Origin of the sequence: Pseudomonas lijiangensis (assembly GCF_018968705.1) — a bacterium.
Taxonomy (GTDB): Bacteria; Pseudomonadota; Gammaproteobacteria; order Pseudomonadales; family Pseudomonadaceae; genus Aquipseudomonas; species Aquipseudomonas lijiangensis.
The window spans coordinates 1,140,496-1,161,165 of sequence record NZ_CP076668.1; the positions used below are offsets into that span (position 1 = coordinate 1,140,496).

The 20,670-nt window shown below is 59.1% G+C and carries 16 protein-coding genes; 5 read left to right on the forward strand and 11 right to left on the reverse strand.

Translation table 11 applies throughout. The features are described from left to right. Positions 1–12: 12 nt before the first annotated feature. From gcvP to gap, 10 genes are all read right to left on the reverse strand, one after another. Positions 13–2,868 carry an aminomethyl-transferring glycine dehydrogenase gene (gene gcvP, locus KQP88_RS05015; RefSeq protein ID WP_216704997.1) on the reverse strand — a complete coding sequence of 952 codons (2,856 nt, stop codon included), beginning with the start codon at positions 2,866–2,868 and terminating at the stop codon, positions 13–15. 10 nt (positions 2,869–2,878) lie between these two features. After that, positions 2,879–3,262 carry a glycine cleavage system protein GcvH gene (gene gcvH / locus KQP88_RS05020; RefSeq protein WP_025258753.1) on the reverse strand — a complete coding sequence of 128 codons (384 nt, stop codon included), beginning with the start codon at positions 3,260–3,262 and terminating at the stop codon, positions 2,879–2,881. Positions 3,263–3,678: 416 nt separating this feature from the next. After that, a complete protein-coding gene (locus KQP88_RS05025; RefSeq protein ID WP_216704998.1) occupies positions 3,679–5,181 on the reverse strand; it encodes a sigma-54-dependent transcriptional regulator in 1,503 nt (500 codons plus the stop codon). Between the two features lie 89 nt (positions 5,182–5,270). Then, a complete protein-coding gene (locus KQP88_RS05030; RefSeq protein ID WP_216704999.1) occupies positions 5,271–5,627 on the reverse strand; it encodes a DUF5064 family protein in 357 nt (118 codons plus the stop codon). A 110-nt stretch (positions 5,628–5,737) separates the two neighbouring features. Beyond that, complete coding sequence (locus KQP88_RS05035; RefSeq protein ID WP_200995154.1) at positions 5,738–6,199, reverse strand: YbaN family protein; 462 nt, start codon at positions 6,197–6,199, stop codon at positions 5,738–5,740. Further along, positions 6,196–6,810 (reverse strand): biliverdin-producing heme oxygenase, encoded by a 615-nt coding sequence (locus KQP88_RS05040; RefSeq protein WP_216705000.1) that lies wholly within the window; start codon positions 6,808–6,810, stop codon positions 6,196–6,198. The genes KQP88_RS05035 and KQP88_RS05040 overlap by 4 nt, the downstream gene beginning before the upstream one ends. Positions 6,811–6,937: 127 nt before the next feature. Next, on the reverse strand, positions 6,938–9,508 hold the full coding sequence (locus tag KQP88_RS05045; protein ID WP_216705001.1) for a TonB-dependent receptor: 2,571 nt from the start codon (positions 9,506–9,508) through the stop codon (positions 6,938–6,940). Positions 9,509–9,632: 124 nt separating this feature from the next. Continuing rightward, positions 9,633–10,538 (reverse strand): FecR family protein, encoded by a 906-nt coding sequence (locus KQP88_RS05050; RefSeq protein WP_216705894.1) that lies wholly within the window; start codon positions 10,536–10,538, stop codon positions 9,633–9,635. A 130-nt stretch (positions 10,539–10,668) separates the two neighbouring features. After that, positions 10,669–11,187 (reverse strand): RNA polymerase sigma factor, encoded by a 519-nt coding sequence (locus tag KQP88_RS05055; RefSeq protein WP_216705002.1) that lies wholly within the window; start codon positions 11,185–11,187, stop codon positions 10,669–10,671. A gap of 95 nt (positions 11,188–11,282) precedes the next feature. Beyond that, entirely contained in the window at positions 11,283–12,284 is a 1,002-nt protein-coding gene (gap, locus tag KQP88_RS05060; protein WP_200995150.1) for a type I glyceraldehyde-3-phosphate dehydrogenase, read from the reverse strand. A 219-nt stretch (positions 12,285–12,503) separates the two neighbouring features. Here gap and edd point away from each other — a divergent pair, with 219 nt between their 5' ends. From edd to KQP88_RS05080, 4 genes are all read left to right on the forward strand, one after another. After that, a complete protein-coding gene (edd, locus tag KQP88_RS05065; RefSeq protein ID WP_216705003.1) occupies positions 12,504–14,330 on the forward strand; it encodes a phosphogluconate dehydratase in 1,827 nt (608 codons plus the stop codon). After that, positions 14,327–15,292 carry a glucokinase gene (locus KQP88_RS05070; protein WP_198728553.1) on the forward strand — a complete coding sequence of 322 codons (966 nt, stop codon included), beginning with the start codon at positions 14,327–14,329 and terminating at the stop codon, positions 15,290–15,292. The genes edd and KQP88_RS05070 overlap by 4 nt, the downstream gene beginning before the upstream one ends. A 76-nt stretch (positions 15,293–15,368) precedes the next feature. After that, positions 15,369–16,106, forward strand: a complete 738-nt coding sequence (locus KQP88_RS05075; RefSeq protein WP_117164390.1) for a response regulator — start codon at positions 15,369–15,371, stop codon at positions 16,104–16,106. Further along, positions 16,096–17,559 (forward strand): ATP-binding protein, encoded by a 1,464-nt coding sequence (locus KQP88_RS05080; RefSeq protein ID WP_318287288.1) that lies wholly within the window; start codon positions 16,096–16,098, stop codon positions 17,557–17,559. Before KQP88_RS05075 ends, KQP88_RS05080 begins: the two co-directional genes overlap by 11 nt. A gap of 81 nt (positions 17,560–17,640) precedes the next feature. Here the strand turns inward: KQP88_RS05080 and KQP88_RS05085 are convergent, their stop codons facing one another. Next, positions 17,641–18,960, reverse strand: a complete 1,320-nt coding sequence (locus tag KQP88_RS05085; RefSeq protein ID WP_216705004.1) for a delta-60 repeat domain-containing protein — start codon at positions 18,958–18,960, stop codon at positions 17,641–17,643. Between the two features lie 416 nt (positions 18,961–19,376). Here KQP88_RS05085 and KQP88_RS05090 point away from each other — a divergent pair, with 416 nt between their 5' ends. Then, positions 19,377–20,663 (forward strand): ABC transporter substrate-binding protein, encoded by a 1,287-nt coding sequence (locus KQP88_RS05090; protein WP_216705005.1) that lies wholly within the window; start codon positions 19,377–19,379, stop codon positions 20,661–20,663. Positions 20,664–20,670: the final 7 nt, after the last annotated feature.

The window sequence follows — 20,670 nt, forward strand, 5'->3', positions numbered from 1 at the left end:
AAGGCTGGGCGATCACGCCTCTTGGTAGCTTTCGATGGACGGGCAGGCGCAGACCAGATTGCGGTCGCCGAACACGTTGTCGACACGACCCACAGGTGGCCAGTATTTGCCTTCGATCAGCGACTCGACCGGGTACACGGCCTGTTCGCGGCTGTATGGATGGCTCCACTGACCGGCGATTTCCGCAGCGGTGTGCGGAGCGTTTTTCAGGGGGTTGTCATCCTTGTCCAGCGTGCCGTTTTCTACCGCGTGGATTTCCTCGCGGATCTTGATCATGGCCTCGCAGAAACGGTCCAGCTCTTCCTTGGATTCGCTCTCGGTCGGCTCGATCATCAGGGTGCCGGCCACCGGGAACGACATGGTCGGTGCGTGGAAGCCGAAGTCGATCAGGCGCTTGGCAACGTCATCGACGCTGATGCCGCTGGTTTCCTTGAGCGGGCGCAGGTCCAGGATGCATTCGTGGGCCACCAGACCGTTGCTGCCGGTGTAGAGCACCGGGTAATGGTCTTCCAGGCGACGGGAGATGTAGTTGGCGTTGAGGATCGCCAGTTGCGAAGCGCGCTTGAGGCCTTCGCCGCCCATCATGCGAATGTACATCCAGGTGATGGGCAGAATGCTCGCGCTGCCGAACGGTGCTGCGCAGACTGCGCCTTCCTTGCGCTCCATCTGGCCGTGGCCGGGCAGGAACGGTGCCAGATGCGACTTCACGCCGATCGGGCCGACGCCCGGGCCACCACCGCCGTGGGGGATGCAGAAGGTCTTGTGCAGGTTCAGGTGCGAAACGTCGCCGCCGAACTTGCCCGGTGCGCAGAGGCCGACCATGGCATTCATGTTGGCGCCGTCGATGTAAACCTGGCCGCCGTTGTCATGGATGATGCCGCAGATTTCGCGGATGCCTTCCTCGAACACGCCATGGGTCGACGGGTAGGTGATCATCAGGGCCGCGAGTTGGTCGCGATGCTCGACGGCCTTGGCGCGCAGGTCTTCGATATCGACGTTGCCGCGAGCATCGCAGGCGGTCACCACCACGCGCATGCCGGCCATGTGGGCGGTGGCCGGGTTGGTGCCATGGGCGGACGACGGAATCAGGCAGATGTCGCGGGCTTCATCGCCACGGCTCTGGTGGTAGGCACGGATCGCCAGCAGACCGGCGTATTCACCCTGAGAGCCCGCGTTGGGTTGCAGGGAAATGGCGTCGTAACCGGTGGCGGCGCAGAGCATCGTTTCCAGTTCGCTGGTCAGTTGCTGGTAACCGGCGCTTTGCTCGGCTGGCGCGAACGGGTGCAGGTTGCCGAATTCGGCCCAGGTGACCGGGATCATTTCGCTGGCGGCATTGAGCTTCATGGTGCAGGAGCCCAGCGGAATCATGGTGCGGTCCAGCGCCAGGTCCTTGTCGGCCAGCTTGCGCAGGTAACGCATCAGCTCGGTTTCGGAGTGATAGCGATTGAAGACCGGATGGCTGAGGATCGCCGATTGACGCACCAGGGCTTTGGGCAGATACGACTTTGCAGTGGAAGCCAGGGTTGCGAAGTCCGGCAGCGTCTGACCGTCTGCGGCGAAGATCGTCCACAGGGTTTCGACGGCCGACTGCGAGGTGGTTTCGTCGAAGGACAGGCCCAGGTATTCGGCGTTGATTTCACGCAGGTTGATATGGTGCGCGCGTGCCTTGGCGTGCAGCGAGGCGGTTTTGGTGCCGGTGTTGATGGTCAGGCTGTCGAAGAAGAATTCCTGCTCGACTTTCAGACCCAGCTGGCTCAGGCCTTCAGCGAAGATCGCGGTCATGCGATGCACGCGGTTGGCGATTTGCGTCAGGCCGGCAGGCCCGTGGTAGACGGCATACATGCTGGCGATGTTGGCCAGCAGCACTTGCGCGGTGCAGATGTTGCTGGTGGCTTTCTCGCGACGGATATGTTGCTCGCGGGTCTGCATGGCCAGGCGCAGCGCCTGTTTGCCGTGGCGATCCACCGATACGCCGACCAGACGGCCTGGCATGTCGCGTTTGAAGGCATCACGAGTAGAGAAGTACGCCGCATGCGGACCACCGAAGCCCAGCGGCACGCCGAAACGCTGGGCGCTGCCGATGGCCACGTCTGCGCCGAATTCGCCCGGTGGCGTCAGCAGGGTCAGGGCCAGCAGGTCGGCAGCCACTGCCACCAGCGCATTGGCGCTGTGGAAACGCTCGATCAGTTCGCGGTAGTCGAACACATCGCCATTGCTGGCCGGGTATTGCAGCAGCGCACCGAAGTAGTCGCTGACATCGCCCAGTTCTGCTTCATCGGCCACCACGACGGTAATGCCCAATGGCTCGGCGCGGGTGCGCAGCACGTCCAGGGTTTGTGGATGGCAGTGGGCCGAAGCGAAGAAGTGCTGGCTGCCTTTGTTCTTGCTCAGGCGCTTGCAGAAGGTCATGGCTTCTGCGGCGGCGGTGGCTTCGTCCAGCAGCGAGGCGTTGGCAATCGGCAGGCCGGTGAGGTCGCTGATCAGGGTCTGGAAGTTAAGCAGCGATTCCAGGCGGCCCTGGGAAATCTCTGGCTGATACGGCGTGTAAGCGGTGTACCAGGCCGGGTTTTCCAGCAGGTTGCGCAGGATCGGAGCCGGGGTGTGAGTGTTGTAGTAACCCTGGCCGATGTAGGTCTTGAACAACTGGTTCTTGCTGGCGATGGCCTTGATCGATGCCAGGGCATCGGCTTCGCTCTGGCCGGCGGGCAGGTTCAGAACGCTGGTGCCCTTGATGCTCTGCGGGATCACGCTTTCGCTCAGTGCTTCGATGGAGTCGAAGCCCAGGGTTTGCAGCATGGCCTGCTCGTCGCTGGCGCGAGGGCCGATGTGGCGGGCAATGAATTCGTTGGCGGTATTCAGGTCAGTCATGGCTCGCTCCTCAGGCTTCGGCGTTGGCTTTGATCAGTCGGTCGTAGGCGTCCTGATCCAGCAGGCCGTTAATGGCATTGGCGTCTTGCGGAATGAAGCGAAAGAACCAGCCTGCGCCCAGCGCATCTTCGTTGACCAGTTCTGGGGTGCTGTCGAGTTCGGCGTTGACGGCGACCACCTCGCCATCCAGCGGCATATTGATGCTGCTGGCAGCTTTCACCGATTCCACGACCGAGACTTCGGCGTGTTGAGTGTAGGTCTGTAATTCCGGAAGTTGCACGTAAACCACGTCACCGAGGGATTCCTGTGCATAAGGCGTGATGCCTACCGTGACACTGCCATCGGCTTCGGCCCGCAGCCATTCGTGTTCAACGGTGAATCGCAACTCGCTCATAACAACTCCTCAAGGGTAAAAGCCAGCGGCGTGCGCTGGTGCTATGAGAAGCTGTTCTGCAAATTTGCGGCCAATATGGAATTTGTCTTTTAAATCAATGGTTTATATTGTTTTTGGGTGGGGGTTGTTTTCAGGGCTGTAGCGAAATCGATACAGTGATGGAGGGCTGCAAAATCCTTATGGGATCAAAGCCTTGCTGGTTGGGGGATTGGAGAGGTTTGGAATGGATTCGTTACGGTGGAATGATTTTGTTACGGTTGTTCGCGAATGAATTCGCTATGTGGTCATGCTGATCAGCCAAGGTATCAACAAACCTTGTGGGAGGCAGCTTGCTGGCGAAAAAGGCCTGAAAGCCGACAGATATTCTGCGTCTGATGAAGTCGCCAGCAAGCTGCCTCCCACAAAGTGAGCAGCCACTACTTACCAATCCCATACTTGCGCAACCGGTGCGCAATGGCGGTATGTGAGGTGTTCAGCCGTGCCGCCAGTTGCCGGGTCGAGGGGTGATCGGCATAGAGCTTCTGCAATAGCTCGCGCTCGAAATCCTCGACGGCCTGCTCAAGGCTGCCGACTTCGCCATCGTTCTGGCGAGCCACAGCGGTGCCTGCAATATCCAGATCGCCGATATCCACCACTGTGCTTTCACTGATGGCCGCGGCGCGGAATATCACGTTCTGCAACTGACGCACATTGCCCGGCCAGCGGTTGCCCAGCAGAGCCGGATAGGTGCTGGTTGCCAGGCGGCATACCGGTCGCTGGATCTGGGTGCAGGCCTGTTCCATGAAATAGCGGGCCAGCAGCAGAATGTCCTGACCGCGCTCGCGCAGTGGCGGGACTTCCAGGTTCAGCACATTCAGGCGATAGAACAGGTCTTCCCGGAAGGTGCCTTCGCTGACCATCTTTTCCAGATCACGATGGGTGGCGCTGAGGATGCGCACGTTGACCCTGACTTCCCGGTCCCCGCCCACTCGCCTGAAGCTGCCATCGTTGAGAAAGCGCAGCAGTTTGGCTTGCAGGTACGGCGACATTTCGCCGATTTCATCCAGAAACACGGTGCCCTGGTTGGCCAGCTCCATCAGCCCTGGTTTGCCGCCACGCTGGGCGCCGGTGAACGCGCCGGGCGCATAGCCGAACAGTTCGCTTTCAGCCAGGTTTTCCGGGAGCGCCGCACAGTTGAGCGCCAGAAAGGGCTCACCATGGCGAGCGCTGCTGGCGTGACAGGCACGGGCGACCAGTTCCTTGCCGGTGCCGGTTTCGCCCTGAATCAGCAGGGGCGCATCCAGTGCGGCAACTCGCTGGGCGCGGGCCTTGAGGATGCGGATCGCGGGCGATTCCCCCAGCAGCGCATCGAAGCCTTCGGCATGGTCGTGATGCAGGGCCGACAAGCGTTCGCCGATCCGGCTGGGCAGGTACAGCGTCAGCAGGGCACCGGCTTCGGTGATGGGCGTGGCATCCAGCAGCAGGGCTTCGCCATTGAGCGTGACTTCGCGCATGGGCAGGCGAAAACCGTTTTCCAGCAGCGTGGCCTGCAGGCTCGGATCGGCGAACAGTTCGCCTATGGGTTCGCCTTCGGGTTCTCGGCCGATCAGGGCAATCAGCGCCGGGTTGGCCAGCAACACGTGCCCGGCACTGTCCAGCGCCAGCACCGGGTCGGTCATGGCGGCGAGCAGGGCATCGAGTTGCAGGTGGCGGCGTTGGCCGGGGAGGATATCGACTACGGTGATCGCTTCGACGCCACGCACCCGGAACAACGCATCCTTGAGCTCTTCGAGCATCTGATGGCTCAGGGTCGGCGCATCGATGTAAACGTTGGGAGGCACCATCTCCACGGCATCGAGATTCAGATTGCGTCCACCCAGGATGGCCAGTACTTCCTGGGTGATACCGACGCGGTCGATGAAGCAGACATGGATACGCATGGGACGTTATGGTTCTGGGTTGCGAGGGTGGCAAGTATGCCTTGTGGGGTGAGGTTTTTCGCGAATGAATTCGCTCCCACAAAAAACGATTATTCCAGATGCTCGGGCTTTACAGGTTCCCCGGATCGGGCATGCAGCTTTTCGCGGATGTCGTTGAACATCCTGTCGTAATCCTTGTGCAGGTCGATGGGCATCGCGGCGCGATTGGGCAGGCCGTATTTGATACCGATGCGGCTTGCGTCGTGGGCGAAGTTGAAGGCCAGATCCCGCGGCAGCCGGAACTCTTCAGTGAAGCTCTTGCCGTTGATCTCGCCCTGCATGGTGAAGTGCATGGAAGTGCCTTCCTTCGGGTCTTCCTGTACTTCGTAACGAATGTGAATGTCGTAGCTGAACCCCGTGTTTTGCAGGGCAGCATGGATGATGTGCAGATGACCTGGTTCAAACATGGCGGTCGCTCCGTCGCAGAAGGTGAGTGTAGGGGTAGACCCCGGCCCGTTGGCCGAGGTTCAGCACCCTTGACAGGCACCCGACAGCATAGCCCTGCGGCACATTTGCGTTACTGATTCAGGTCACGGTCGGGCTCAGGTCTGGACCAGAGCCACAGGTTGCCCATTGCCATGCCCGCGATCGCCAGGTAAAGCCACCAGACATGGTTGAGCAGGCTCAGCATCACGATGGCGCACACCAGCATGCTGATGGTCGCGCTGATCTTGGCGCTGCGCGTGACCAGTCGGCCATTGCGCCAGTTGCGCAGGAGCGGACCGAACACGCGATGGTTTTCCAGCCAGGCATTCAGGCGCGGCGAACTGCGGGTCGCGGCCCAGGCGGCCAGCAGAATGAACTCGGTGGTCGGCAGGCCGGGGATGAATATGGCGGCAATGCCTATCCCCAGGCTGACGTAAGCGAGGATGCCAAACAGAAAGCGCGAAAGTCTGGAGCCGGGCGGTTTATAGGTCATGGTCACTACAGGCAGTTTCACAAAGCCCGGCCAGCTTAACAGCACCGGGCGCTTTTTCATGCCTGAACCTGTTCGACCTGTGACGCATGGGCGTAAGCGTGTTGCAACAGCACGGCGAAGCGCTCGAACGCTGCAATGGCGCCTCGATCCAGTTGTGCTTCTTCTTCGGCACTGAATGTCAGGCCGTCCAGAGTCCGGATAAAGGTTTTCCAGCCTTCGGCACGGCCACCGGCAGGTTCACCCAGATGCCGTGCGCCAAAGCTTTCGCTGAGGTTCAGGGCCGCGGCGCGCTTGATCAGGAAGGCCGCACCCAGTTTCGAGCCCTCGGAGACGAACAGCCAGCCCAGGGCTTCGGCCTTGGCCGGATTCTGCACGGCACCGGCGACGGATTGAGGGATGTCGGTGTTGAGGTCCGCAAGGTCGGCCCTGGCCTGTTCGGCACGGCAGCGGGCGGGCAGGTCGGCGACGATCTGGATCAGCGCCGGGTCGTTGTAGAGGCTTTGCAGTTCCGCCTGGAAAAGGTACTGGGCAACGACAAAACGCTTGTAGCTTTCCAGGGTTTCGAAAGGTGCATTGGCCTTGACCGCCTTGTCGAGCTGCTCGTGGGGCGCATGGGTAATCTGGTTGAGACGCTGGGAACGCAGGGCAGGACGAGTCTGCTCGGTTGTCATCAGGTTCTTCCTTGCAAAATGAAAGGGCGTTGTTGAATAGACGAATGGCCAGCCCCCAAAGCGTAAAAAAACACGCCGCCGATCGGGCTCGATGGCGTGTTTTCCGCAGGGCTGGTGATGGCTGGAATCAGATGTCCCAGACCAGATTGACGCTGAAGTTACGGCCCGGCTGGGTCAGGCGATCCAGGTTGGCCGGCGCGGTAGCACCTGCTTCACCCACGCCGTCGTAGCCGCGTACGTCATCCCAGAGCCAGTATTTCTTGTCGGTCAGGTTGTAGAGACCGGCATTGACGGTGACGTCGTTCGTGACCTTGTAATAGCCGGTCAGATCCAGAATGCCGAAGCCCGGTGTGCGGAACTGTGAGGCCGAGCCGTCCGGCTCGTGGAATTCGCTGTCATCCACGCGAGTCTTGCGCTTGACCAGTGTCCAGTTCAGCAGGCCTCCGTAGTTGTCCTGCTCGTAGCCCAGGCCGAAAACGCCGGTCAGCGGGTTGACGCTGTTGAGCGGTTCGCCCGTGTCGTTGTTGCGGCCCTGAGCGTAGGCAATCGAGCCCTGGGTGTAGAGGCCTTGCGGCGCGCCGAAGCTGTCGAGGTTCAGGCGACCCTTGACCTCGGCGCCTTTGATGGTGGCGTGCTTGATGTTGTAGGACTGGAAGGTGAGCTCATCGTAACCGGCAGCCAGACCGTCTTCGTTGATGAAGTCGCGGTACTTGTTATAGAACACGGCGACATCGAACGAACCGGACTCGAAGCGGCCATGCAGCCCGGTTTCATAGCTTTTGCTCTTTTCCGGCTCAAGGTTCGGGTTGGGCTCGACCACATAACCGGCCGTGGTGTTTTCAAAGCTGCCGTACAACGCCTTGGCCGATGGGGTCCGGAAACCTTCGGCGTACTGGCCGTACCAGGTGTATTCGTTGGTCAGGGCGTAGGTCACGCCGAGTTTGGGCGATACCCGGTCCCAGGTCCTGTCCTTGTTATTGCCACCGCTGGGATCGTCCAGCCCTTCGGAGTTGAGGAACTCCTCGGTCATCTTCGGGTTCAGGCGGGTGTAGCTGTAGCGCACGCCGGGCATGAAGGTCCATTTGTTCCAGCTGATCTGATCCTGAGCGAACAGCGCATAGCTGGTGATGGTCGGGTCCGGGAAGTCGCTGGTCGGCACCGGGTTATCGCTGGCCACAGGGCTGATGGCTCCGGCCACGGTACAGGCACCGAGCACCCGTGCACAGATTGCGCTACCGGTACGCAGGCCGGTGACTTTCTGCTGTTTGAGGGTCGTGCCGTAGGTCAGCACATGATCGGTGCTGCCAATCGCGAATGCCTTGTCGAGCTGGGCATCGAAGATCCACTGCTTTTCCTGGTAGGTCGTGTCGCGGTAGCGCAGCAGGTCGCGGCTGAACGGGAAATAGCGCTCACGGGTGCTCTGTTCTGTCTTGGCATCCTGATAGTTCAGGCTCCACTTGACCTTGTCGGCCAGCAGGCTGTCGAGGGCAAAGTCGTGTTCGATGCCAACGCGTTCGCGGGTGATGGTGTCGTTGGTGGTGCGACCGCGGTACATGCCAACTCCGACGCCATTGCCGAACGGCCCGCCGACGGCGCTGAGCTGATTGGTGTCGCGATCATCCTTGTACTTTTCGTAGGTCAGCGCCAGGCGCGAGTCGTCGGCGTAGTTCCAGCCAAGCTTGGCCAGCACATTCTTTGCGCGCTGGTCTTCCGGGTTGGCCTCGGTGCGGGTCAGGCCGGTGCCGCTGGTGCTGCCGTAGGATTCGGTTTCATGGCCTTCGCGCTGGCTCAGGTGCAGCAACGCGTCGAAATCACCCAGGCGACCGGCGACGGTGCCCGAGGTCAGCCAGCTTTCATCGGCCGAGCTGTAACCGGTTTTCAGGCGGGCGCCGACATCTTTGCCGGGCTTGATGATGTCTTCCGGGTCCAGGGTGTAGTAACTGACCACACCACCGATGGCGCTGCTGCCGTAAAGCGCCGAGGCCGGGCCGCGGAGGATTTCGACGCGCTTGACGATTTCCGGGTCCACGTAATTGCGACGGGTCTGGGCGAAGGGGCCGGTGAAGAAACTGTCCGGCACTTCGACGCCATCGATCTGGGTCAGGACCCGGTTACCGTCGATGCCTCGAATGTTGTAGCCGGTGGTGCCGCCACGCTGGCCTGCGCCGCCCACCGAGACACCGGGTTCGTTGCGTACCAGGTCGCGAATGTCATTGACGTTGCCTCGGTCCAGCTCGGTGCGCTCGTGCACGCTGACGGTCGTGGGCACCGAAGCGATGTCCTGTTCCTGGCGCGTGGCGCTGACGGTTGTCTGCTCAAGAGCAATGACTCCGGCGACGCGCTTTTCCAGCACGATGTTGTTGTCACCCAGATTGCGATAGCTCAACTGGCTGCCCGACAGCAGGCGTTCCAGTGCCTGAGCGGGCTGCAGGTTGCCATTGGCGCCAGGGGAGACGACGTTTTGCGCCAGGTCCGATGACACGCCGACCTGCCAGCCAGTAACACGGCTGAACTCATTGAGCGCAGAAACCAGCGGTTGTCGGGTAATCGAGAAGGTGTAAGTACCGGCAGCCCGTGCCTGTGGAGCGTTTTCGGTCGCGGCGACGGCGGGCATCGCCTGCATGCCGGCGCTGAAAACCGCCACGGTCAGCAGCGAAAGTGCGAATCGCTTGCGCGTGTGAGTGAACGAGGATGACATCTGTGGCGCTCCCTGACGTACTGCTGGTTATAGTGTTGTGCTGCTGATTGTTAATACGAATCAGTTGCATCGGCTATGACTAGACGAACGAGGGAAGGCGAGTGCGTAAAAAAAGTTTTGTCGATCAGTTGATGAGTACGACGGCGGGCAATTCACGCACGTTGGCCGAGGTGATGTGCGCCAGTGAACGCACCACGTTCAGGGGATTATCCAGCTTGTAGTTGCCGGTCACGGTGATGCGATCCAGTGCCGGATTGGTGTTGATGATCCAGCCGGGATAGTAGCGTCGCAGCTCTGCCAGCACTTCACCGAGCGGGCTGTTATCGAAAATCAGGCGGCCCTGAATCCAGGCCAGGTCTCTGTCCGGATCGAGTCTTTCCCGATGGCCAAAGCCCGATGGGCCTACACGCACGCTGTCGCCCGCACCGAGACTGACTCTGGAGTCGCCGCGTATGGCACTGACGTCAACTGCGCCACGCTGCACCTGAACCCGCGCCTCGCCATCGAGGTAACGCACCGAAAACTCGGTGCTGTTGGCGCTCATGCGGATCGGGCCTGCTTCGATTTCCATCGGCACGTTCGGGTCGAGGGCCACGTTGAAATAGGCTTCTCCTCGATAAAGGTGTGCCACACGCTGGCCGTCGTCCAGGTGGCTGGAAAAGGCCGAGTCGGTGTTGAGCAATACTTTCGAGCCATCGGTCAGTTCAAGGCGCTGGCGTTCGCCCACCACGGTCAGGTGATCGGCCTGGATGCGCAGCGGCAGGTTGCTGAAGTTGAACAATCCCAACAGCAGAACGGCGGCCATCGCCACAGGCTTCCAGTGTGGCCGGATACGCTGCCACGCCGAAGGCTTGCGCGGTGACTGTAAGGTCGCCGCCGCGTGTTGCACCGTTTGCGAGTTCCAGATGGCCTGTGCCTTCTCGAAGGCTTTGGCATGGGCAGGGTCGGCTTGCAGCCAGGCTTCGAAACGCTCCTGCTGCCGAGGGTCTGCGCCTTCCAGTTCGATCAGCCAGGTCAGGGCTTGATCCATTGCGCTGTCACTCAGTACATCCTGGGCAAGCGACTGCGGGCGTTCTGTTTTCAAGGTGTTCCTCGGCTGCTTCGGTTCGATCTGTTTGCATCAGTGCGGGCTCGCAGACTGCGGCAGCGTCCAGGCGCGGTCAAGCCAGGTCGAGTCTTGCCACGACTCCCACACAGATCGCCATGATCAGTTTCAGTTCTTTTTGTATGGTGCTTGCAGAGATGTCCAGTTGTTCGGCGATCTCCAGATAGCTGCATCCGTTAAGGCGGCTCAACGTGAATATTTTCTGTTGCCGCGGGCTGAGTTTACCCACAGTGGCACTGAGGCTTTCAAGCAGGCGCTTGGCGTGAGTGGCATCTTCGGGCGTGCTGAGTTGCGCGATGACACTTTCGATCTGCTCGGCGGGAGCATCTTCGACCAGGGTGCGGCCATGAATGCGGCGCGAGCGCAAATGATCCAGCGCCAGATTGCGGGCGGTCTGGTAGACGAAGGGTTCCAGGTGATCTATCGGGCGTTCGGTCAGGGCGCGGGTGACCCGCAGCCAGGTTTCCTGCAGCAGGTCTTCGGCGGTACTGTGATTGCCCACCATGCCTTGCAAGGTTCGCAACAGCACCTCGCGTTGAGCGACAAACACGTCATTGAAGTGCGATTGCGACACAGAAACACCTGACCGGGAAAATCAGTGGATGATAATGCTTATCATCCACATATTCGGTCAAGTCGGCTTTCTGTATTTTTCTTGATACTCGGCTGTTACTGCGCGTTGTGCAGCGCCAGGCAGTTGTCGAGCATACGGTTGGAGAACGCCCACTCATTGTCGTACCAGGCCAGTACCTTGAGCAGCTTGCCGCTGACCTTGGTGTGGTTGGCGTCGAAGATCGACGACAGCGGGTTATGGTTGAAGTCGTGAGAAACCAGCGGCAGGGTGTTGTAGCCCAGAATCCTGGAGTGCTGGCTGGCTTCCTTGAGCAGTGCGTTGACTTCGTCGGCGGTGGTTTCGCGTTTGATGTTGACGGTCAGGTCCACCAGGGAAACGTTGATCACCGGTACCCGCACGGCCATGCCGGTGAGCTTGCCCGCCAGTTCCGGCAGCACCAGACCAACGGCTTCGGCTGCGCCGGTCTTGCTCGGGATCATCGATTGAGTGGCCGAGCGGGCGCGATACGGATCGGTGTGATACACATCGATCAGGTTCTGGTCATTGGTGTAGGCGTGGATAGTGGTCATCAGGCCGCTTTCGATGCCCAGCTCGCGATGCAGCACCTGAGCAACCGGTGCCAGGCAGTTGGTGGTGCACGAAGCGCTGGAGATAATCTGATGCGATTGACGCAGGGTATCGTGGTTGACGCCGTATACGATGGTGGCGTCCGCGCCTTTGGCGGGAGCCGAAATAATCACTTTCTTTGCCCCGGCGGTGATGTGCGCGGCGGCTTTTTCGCGGTCGGTGAACAGACCGGTGCATTCAAAGACGACATCGATATTCTGGGCTTTCCATGGCAACTCGGCAGGGTTGCGGATGGCGCTGACAGCGATACGGTCACCATTGACTGTCAGGCTTTCGCTGTCGCATTCGACGGTGCCGGAGAACGGGCCGTGAACTGTATCGAAACGCAGCAGATGAGCGTTCATCTCGCTATTGCCCAGATCGTTGATAGCGACGACCTGCAGGTCTTGCCGGTAACCTTGGGTATAGAGTGCGCGTAGGACGTTACGGCCGATCCGGCCAAAACCGTTGATTGCAATGCGAATAGTCATACAGTCGTCCTTCAAGAATTGTTGTTGGAATTACAAGATTATTCTCATAAAAATAGAAAACAAGCATTTTTAGTGGCAATATTTTGTTTTATCTACAACTACAAGCCTGAAAGGCTGCTTCAGTTGATCGAGATCAGGTTTTTTGCGCCTTGGCGCAGCATCCCGATAGCTGGCATGGTCTTTACGGGTGACCATAGACGTTAGCCTGGAGTTCATCACATGCATCCCCGCATTCTTGAGGTAACCGAGCGTCTCATCGCTCGCAGTCGCGAAACCCGTCAGCGCTACCTTCAACTGATTCGCGGCGCAGCGAGCGACGGCCCGATGCGCGGCAAGCTGCAGTGCGCCAACTTTGCCCATGGTGTGGCCGGGTGCGGCACCGAGGACAAGCAGAACCTGCGCATGATGAACGCCGCCAACGTCGCAATTGTTTCTTCATATAACGACATGCTCTCGGCGCATCAGCCGTACGAAGTCTTTCCTGCCCAGATCAAACAGGCGTTGCGTGACATCGGTTCGGTCGGTCAGTTTGCGGGCGGCGTGCCGGCCATGTGCGATGGCGTGACCCAGGGCGAGCCGGGCATGGAACTGGCCATCGCCAGTCGTGAAGTGATCGCCATGTCCACAGCCGTGGCGCTGTCCCACAACATGTTCGATGCGGCATTGATGCTGGGCATCTGCGACAAGATCGTGCCGGGCCTGATGATGGGGGCGCTGCGTTTCGGCCATCTGCCGACCATCTTCGTACCCGGCGGGCCGATGGTTTCCGGTATTTCCAACAAGGAAAAGGCCGATGTGCGCCAGCGCTACGCCGAAGGCAAGGCGACCCGCGAGCAATTGCTGGACTCGGAGATGAAGTCCTACCACGGCCCGGGTACCTGCACCTTCTACGGCACGGCCAATACCAACCAGTTGCTGATGGAGGTCATGGGTCTGCACCTGCCGGGCGCGTCGTTCGTCAACCCGGGCACTCCGCTGCGCGATGCGCTGACCGTCGAAGCCGCCCGGCAGGTTACCCGCCTGACCAAACAGAGTGGCGAGTTCATGCCCATTGGCGAAATCGTCGATGAGCGGGTGCTGGTCAACTCCATCGTGGCCCTGCACGCCACGGGTGGTTCCACCAACCACACCCTCCACATGCCGGCCATTGCCCAGGCTGCCGGTATCCAGTTGACCTGGCAGGACATGGCCGACCTGTCGGAAGTCGTGCCGACCCTGAGTCACGTCTACCCCAACGGCAAGGCTGACATCAACCACTTCCAGGCGGCGGGCGGCATGTCGTTCCTGATCCGCGAACTGCTGGCGGCCGGCCTGCTCCATGAAGACGTCAACACCGTGGCAGGGCGTGGCCTGAGCCGTTACACCCGGGAGCCTTTCCTGGAAGATGGCAAGCTGGTCTGGCGCGAAGGTCCGCTGCAGAGTCTGGACGAAAGCATTCTGCGCCCGGTGGCGCGTCCGTTTTCTCCTGAAGGCGGTCTGCGGGTCATGGAAGGCAACCTGGGACGCGGCGTGATGAAAGTCTCCGCCGTGGCACCCGAACATCAGATCGTCGAAGCTCCGGCCAGGGTTTTCCAGGATCAGCAGGATCTGGCCGACGCCTTCAAGGCCGGCGAGCTGGAGCGGGATTTCGTGGCGGTGATGCGCTTCCAGGGGCCGCGCTCCAACGGCATGCCTGAGCTGCACAAGATGACGCCGTTCCTGGGCGTGCTTCAGGATCGCGGTTTCAAGGTTGCCCTGGTGACTGACGGTCGCATGTCCGGTGCCTCGGGCAAGATCCCGGCTGCGATCCATGTCTGCCCGGAAGCCTTTGATGGTGGCCCTTTGGCTCTTGTGCGGGATGGTGACGTGATTCGCGTCGATGGCGTAAAAGGCACGTTGCAAGTTCTGGTCGAAGCGTCAGAATTGGGAGCCAGACAACCGGCAGTCAGCCAGCTCGACAATGGTGTCGGCTGTGGCCGTGAACTGTTCGGCTTCATGCGCATGGCCTTCAGCTCGGCGGAGCAGGGTGCCAGCGCGTTTACTTCAAACCTGGAGACGCTCAAGTGAAATTGGCTCTGGTCGGTGATATTGGCGGCACCAATGCACGTTTTGCCATTTGGGAAGACGACAAGCTGCATTCGATCCGGGTATTCCCTACTGCCGATTACGCCGGGCCGGAACAAGCCATCGAGATCTATCTGCAGGACCTCGATCTGCAACGTGGTGATATCGGCTTCGTCTGTCTGGCCGTGGCCGGTCCGGTGGACGGCGATGAGTTCTATTTCACCAACAGCAACTGGCAACTGAGCCGCTCGAAGTTTTGCGCCAACCTGAAGGTCGATGAGCTGTTGCTGATCAACGACTTCACGGCCATGGCCCTGGGCATGACCCGCCTGCGTGATGATGAATACCTGACCATCTGTCACGGCATCGGCAAGCCGGATCGTCCGCGTGTGGTGGTAGGGCCGGGAACCGGGCTTGGCGTCGGGACTCTGATCAGCACCGGCGAAGGCCGCTGGATGGCCTTGCCCGGCGAGGGTGGCCATGTGGACCTGCCGATCGGTACGGCCCGTGAAGCCTTGCTGTGGACGCGGCTGATGGCCGAGCACGAGCATGTCAGTGCCGAGACGGTCCTGAGCGGCGCAGGCCTGTTGCAGCTGTATCAGGTCAGTTGTGCGCTGGACGATATCGAGCCGGTACTCAAGTCGCCTGCTGCCATTACTTCGGCTGCGCTGTCGGGTGATCCGGTGGCGGCCGGGGTTCTGGATCAGTTCTGTGTGTTTCTGGGCCGGGTGGTGGGCAATAACGTCCTCACGCTGGGCGGCCTGGGTGGGGTATATATCGTGGGTGGCGTGGTGCCACGCTTCGTCGACTTCTTCAGCAACAGCGGCTTCAAGCGCGCACTCGCTGAAAAAGGCGTGATGAGCGATTATTTCAAAGGCCTGCCGGTATGGCTGGTCACTGCCGAGTATCCCGGCCTGATGGGCGCGGGTGTCGCATTGCAACAGGCGTTTGGAAAGGATCTCTGATCCGTTTTCCCGTCGCTGTATGTCACGGATGGCAACTCAATAAAAACAACGTCACTGTCAACAAGGACGATTCAATTTGAGCTCAGTCAGTAAATCGATTCTGTTGGTCGATGATGACCAGGAAATCCGTGAATTGCTGGATACCTACCTCAGCCGCGCCGGTTTTCAGGTGCGTACGGTGGGAGACGGCGCGGATTTTCGCCAGGCGTTCAACGAGGCGCCCAGCGACCTGCTGATCCTCGACGTCATGCTGCCCGATGAAGACGGTTTCAGCCTGTGTCGCTGGGTGCGTCAGCATCCGCGCCAGCCGCATGTGCCGATCATCATGCTCACCGCCAGTTCCGACGAGGCCGACCGTGTCATCGGTCTGGAGCTGGGGGCTGACGATTACCTGGGTAAACCTTTCAGTCCTCGTGAGTTGCAGGCTCGCATCAAGGCCTTGCTGCGTCGTGCGCAGTTCGGCCATGAGCGTACCGGCAACGACGTGATGGTGTTCGACGAGTGGCGTCTGGATATGGTCAGTCATCGGCTGTTCCATAACGATGGCGAGGAAGTGATCCTCTCCGGCGCGGACTTCGCGTTACTCAAGCTGTTCCTCGACAATCCCCAGCAGATTCTGGACCGCGACACCATCGGCAACGCCACGCGCGGACGTGAGCTGATGCCGCTGGAGCGTATTGTCGACATGGCCGTCAGCCGTCTGCGCCAGCGTCTGCGCGATACCGGCAAGGCACCGCGACTGATACGCACCGTGCGCGGCAGTGGTTACCTACTGGCGACGAATGTCAGCGTGCACGCCAGCAATGGCTACTGAAAAAACCGGTTTGAGGTTGCCCAGTCCCAGACTGCCACGTTCGCTGCTGGGGCGGATGCTGTTGTTGACGCTACTGGCCGTATTGATGGCCCAGGCATTGTCCAGCGTCATCTGGCTTTCCCAGTTGCGCGCCACGCAGATGGTCGGTCTGGTGACCAGCGCCCGCAGCCTGGCGTATTCCATGGCCGCCAGTGTCAGTTACTTTCGCTCGTTGCCTCTGGCCTACCGCCCGCTGGTGCTGGATCAACTGCGCAGCATGGGCGGTACGCGGTTTGTCGTGTCGCTCAACGATCGCCCGCTGGATATGCAGATACTGCCGCCGACACCGCGCAAGCAGGCGGTCCTGCAGGTTGTCGATGAAGTCTTGCGTGAACACCTGGGTAACGATCCCGACATCGCCGTATGGTTCGTGCGCCCCGATGACCTGCGGATTTTCAACAGTGGCCTGAAGCTCGATGAACTGCCACGCTCATGGGCGCATTACGCGTTGACCCTGGAACCGCTGGACCCACCCGTGTTGGTGACCCAGATTGAACTGGCTCCCGGCGAGTGGCTGTATATCGCCTCGCTGCTGCCTGAACCCTATACCTCCCTGGAAGAACAGGAACTGCCCTTGCAGCAGGTCTGGTTCATTGCCCTGACCAGTATTTTCCTGCTGGTCTTCATCGGTCTGCTGGTGCATTGGCAAAGCCGTCCCCTCAAGCGTCTGGCGCGTGCGGCGCGGGACATGTCCCTGGGCGCTGACGTCGAGCCGGTGGTCGAAGGCGGTGGCAGTGAAGTGGTGGAAGTCAGCAGGGCCTTCAACGCCATGCGCAACCGGATCAGCCGTTACCTGACCGAGCGCGGCCAGTTGTTCAGTGCCATTTCCCATGACCTGCGCACGCCCATCACCCGCTTGCGGTTGCGGGTCGAACTGCTGGAAGACGAGAAGTTGCAGACCAAGTTCAGCCGGGATCTCGACGAGCTTGAGCTGCTGGTCAAAGGCGCATTGCAATGCGTGAAGGACACCGACATTCACGAGAATATCGAGCAGGTGGATCTCAACCACTTGCTCGAATGTCTGATCGAGCCCTACCTGCGCGACGGGCGTGTCACACAGAAGGGCGTGGCAGAGGCTGCTTACCCCGGCAAGCCGCTGGCGCTCAAGCGCTGCATCGGCAACCTGATCGACAATGCGATCAAGTATGGGCATCGGGCGCATCTGAAGGTCGAGGACAACAATCTGGCTTTTGTCCTGCACGTGGATGACGAAGGGCCGGGCGTGCCTGAAAAGCGGCTGGAACATGTGTTCGAGCCGCATTTTCGTCTGGCTGGCAGCCAGCAGCAGGGTTACGGCCTGGGCCTTGGCATCGCTCGTAATATCGCCCACAGCCATGGCGGTGAAGTGAGCCTGCAGAACCTGCGCGAAGGCGGATTGCGTGTGACGTTGTTTCTGCCTCGATCCGTGGATTGAGACAGATTTCAAGCGTCATAAACTGCGGTGCCTGGACGCCGCCTCAGAGCGAATTCATTCGCGAATGAATTCGCACCTGCTTCAACTGATGAATCGATAAAGGGTATTGGGTGAAAAGCTCGTCATGACACTGGAATAATAGCCCCCGGTTTCCGGGTCTTCGCGCAGGTAGTTCAACCCCTCGAGTTCTTCGTAATAGCGCACGCCGTCTTCTCCCAGGCTGGTGTCCGGCCGTCCGTCTTCGAGCAGGCGTGCCATGAAGCCTTTCAGTTGCGGTATCGAGTTTATGTGTCTGCCAGCCATTACAATCCGTCCGGAACGGTCGACAATAGCCGTGAAGTTTACAGGTACGACATTGTCGGGTTCTCTTGACTCGATCAATAAGGTTTCCCCTTGGTTGAAGTCGGGAATACGCTGGCCATTTTTATCTATCTTGCAAATGGCTAAAACACCTCTGCCACGAATGACGTTTGTACTCCCTCGGTTTCCTGCACAGACAATATTTCCTGCAGCATCCGGTAAAAGGCTGTTCCAGCTTGAATAAGCGTAATTGCCAAAGTCTGTAAAATATCCATCCGAAGCGAAGGTGGTATCCAGCGTTCCGTTTTCATGAAAGCGGGCAATAAAGGGAACACCCGGATGCGAGCCGCCGATGACAATCATTCCATTGTCTTGCACCACTAAACGATAAGGCTTGAACCATACATAACTTTCAGGCTCCATCATGCCATTGGTATTGAATGTCGGGTCCAGTTCGCCATCCGGGGTCAGTCTCAAGACGTAAGTACGATGAGTATTTTCAGCCAGGTCCCTTACGGTGGTCAGGACCAACAGCTTTCCATCACTCAATACCTTGAGGTCACCGTATTGTTCATCGGGGAACCGCTGCATCTGTGGTTGAGGGACGCGATCGGCAAGCGTGCGCAATGGCTGCGGCCATTGTCCCGCGTTGGCGGACAGTGGATACAGGCGCAGCCCGTTATTGCCAAACGCCGGGTCCTTTTGACCGTCAGCGGTGAAGCAGGCCAGTACCAGGCAACTGACTCGCTGGTTCTTGATGGTGATTGTCGTATCCAGTCTGGCCAGATACCTGCCGTCGGGTAGCAGATCGACATTCAGTAGATAACCGTCGTTTTCTGCCATAGGGTCATTGCGCACATCAACGAAGGCATAACCATTCTGACCGAAGGTTTTATCAAGGCTTTTATCGGGGGTTATTCTGACCAGGCAGGGCCGTTGACTATAGATCTCATCCTGGCAGCCTGCAATCAAATATCCATTGGCCACTGGAAGTAATGTATCTACAGAAAAGTTTCTTTTTGTTTCATCCGGGTTGGGGATGCCGACAGGTTGAAAGCCCGGATCAATTTCACCGGATTTAAACGAAGCAGGGTTGTTCATTGTGTTATTCCTTATCAGCGAAAATGTACGTCCATTTATGCTCTTTGTAGAAGAGCTGAAGCGGGAAGGGCCTAAAGACTGTTCTGCCTTTTTAAGATTAGGTAACTCATGGTGAAGCAATCGCTTCAAGTTATATTCATTTGTGATATGAGGTAGATAGTTATTCCACGTAATCCGAGTGAAGCTATAAAGTCAATGATGTCGTTGTGATTGATTTTCGACGCGGTATCGGTTTTGAAAACGTGGGCTACTCTGTTTTTTGCGACTGGGTACTGGGTACCGAGAGGGCTGGCGAATGTAACCATCCTGTGACTTTTACGCATCCCTTCGTTACCGTGCTCGAAAAACCCTTGGTTACACTGCCCTGAGCGCAAGCACAGACTTGCTCATGCATAACAACAAGAAAGGTCAAATCGATGAATTCAATCTCACGTCTCGCTGCTGTCATTTCTCTCGCCTCGTTGTTCCCTCTGAGCGTTACTGCTGCTGATTCCAAAGGCACTATCGAAGTCGTGCACTGGTGGACGTCCGGTGGCGAAAAGGCTGCTGTCGATGTTCTGAAAGCGCAGGTTGAGAAAGACGGTTTTACCTGGAAGGACGGCGCAATTGCCGGGGGTGGTGGCGCTACTGCAATGACCGTACTCAAGAGTCGTGCAGTCGCGGGTAACCCGCCTGGCGTCGCTCAGATCAAAGGCCCTGACATTCAGGAATGGGGTGCCACCGGCCTGCTCGATACCGATGCGTTGAAGGATGTTGCCAAGCAGGAGAACTGGGATTCTCTTCTGGACAAGAAAATCTCCGAAACCGTGAAGTTCGAGAACGAATACGTTGCCGTGCCGGTGAACATCCATCGCGTCAACTGGCTGTGGATCAACCCGGAAGTCTTCAAGAAAGCCGGTATCGACAAGGCCCCGACCACCCTCGAAGAGTTCTACGCTGCAGGTGACAAACTCAGGGCAGCCGGTTTCATCCCGCTGGCCCATGGTGGCCAGCCTTGGCAGGACAGCACCGTATTTGAAGCGGTAGTGCTCTCGGTCATGGGGGCTGAAGGTTACAAGAAGGCCCTTGTCGATCTGGACCAGAAGACCCTGACTGGCCCTGAAATGGCCAAATCCCTTGCGGAACTCAAGAAAGTCGCCACTTACATGGATGCCAACCGTGCCGGTCGTGACTGGAATATCGCGGCCGCTGACGTCATCAACGGCAAGGCCGGTATGCAGATCATGGGCGACTGGGCCAAGAGCGAGTGGACTGCCGCCAAGAAAGTCGCAGGCAAGGATTACGAGTGCGTAGCCTTCCCGGGCACTGACAAGGCGTTCACCTACAACATCGACTCGCTGGCTGTGTTCAAGCAGAAAGACAAGGGCACCACCGCCGCGCAACAGGACCTGGCCAAGGTCGCACTGGGTGAAAACTTCCAGCAGGTTTTCAGCATCAACAAAGGCTCCATCCCGGTTCGTAACGACATGCTTGCCAGTATGGAAAAGCATGGTTTCGACTCCTGCGCCCAGGCTGCTGCAAAAGATTTCCTGGCTGACTCGAAAACCGGCGGTCTGCAGCCAAGCATGGCGCATAACATGGCGACTACGCTGGCTGTACAAGGCGCATTCTTCGATGTTGTGACCAACTACATCAACGATAAAGATGCCGATCCAGCCGCAGCGGCCAAAAAACTGGGCGCGGCGATCATGTCTGCCCAGTAATTATCGT

Coding starts and splice junctions, on each gene's coding strand:
- gcvP (WP_216704997.1), bottom strand. CDS start 2,868: ATGACTGACCTGAATACCGCCAACGAATTCATTGCCCGCCACATCGGC.
- gcvH (WP_025258753.1), bottom strand. CDS start 3,262: ATGAGCGAGTTGCGATTCACCGTTGAACACGAATGGCTGCGGGCCGAA.
- KQP88_RS05025 (WP_216704998.1), bottom strand. CDS start 5,181: ATGCGTATCCATGTCTGCTTCATCGACCGCGTCGGTATCACCCAGGAA.
- KQP88_RS05030 (WP_216704999.1), bottom strand. CDS start 5,627: ATGTTTGAACCAGGTCATCTGCACATCATCCATGCTGCCCTGCAAAAC.
- KQP88_RS05035 (WP_200995154.1), bottom strand. CDS start 6,199: ATGAAAAAGCGCCCGGTGCTGTTAAGCTGGCCGGGCTTTGTGAAACTG.
- KQP88_RS05040 (WP_216705000.1), bottom strand. CDS start 6,810: ATGACAACCGAGCAGACTCGTCCTGCCCTGCGTTCCCAGCGTCTCAAC.
- KQP88_RS05045 (WP_216705001.1), bottom strand. CDS start 9,508: ATGTCATCCTCGTTCACTCACACGCGCAAGCGATTCGCACTTTCGCTG.
- KQP88_RS05050 (WP_216705894.1), bottom strand. CDS start 10,538: ATGGATCAAGCCCTGACCTGGCTGATCGAACTGGAAGGCGCAGACCCT.
- gap (WP_200995150.1), bottom strand. CDS start 12,284: ATGACTATTCGCATTGCAATCAACGGTTTTGGCCGGATCGGCCGTAAC.
- edd (WP_216705003.1), top strand. CDS start 12,504: ATGCATCCCCGCATTCTTGAGGTAACCGAGCGTCTCATCGCTCGCAGT.
- KQP88_RS05080 (WP_318287288.1), top strand. CDS start 16,096: ATGGCTACTGAAAAAACCGGTTTGAGGTTGCCCAGTCCCAGACTGCCA.
- KQP88_RS05085 (WP_216705004.1), bottom strand. CDS start 18,960: ATGAACAACCCTGCTTCGTTTAAATCCGGTGAAATTGATCCGGGCTTT.
- KQP88_RS05090 (WP_216705005.1), top strand. CDS start 19,377: ATGAATTCAATCTCACGTCTCGCTGCTGTCATTTCTCTCGCCTCGTTG.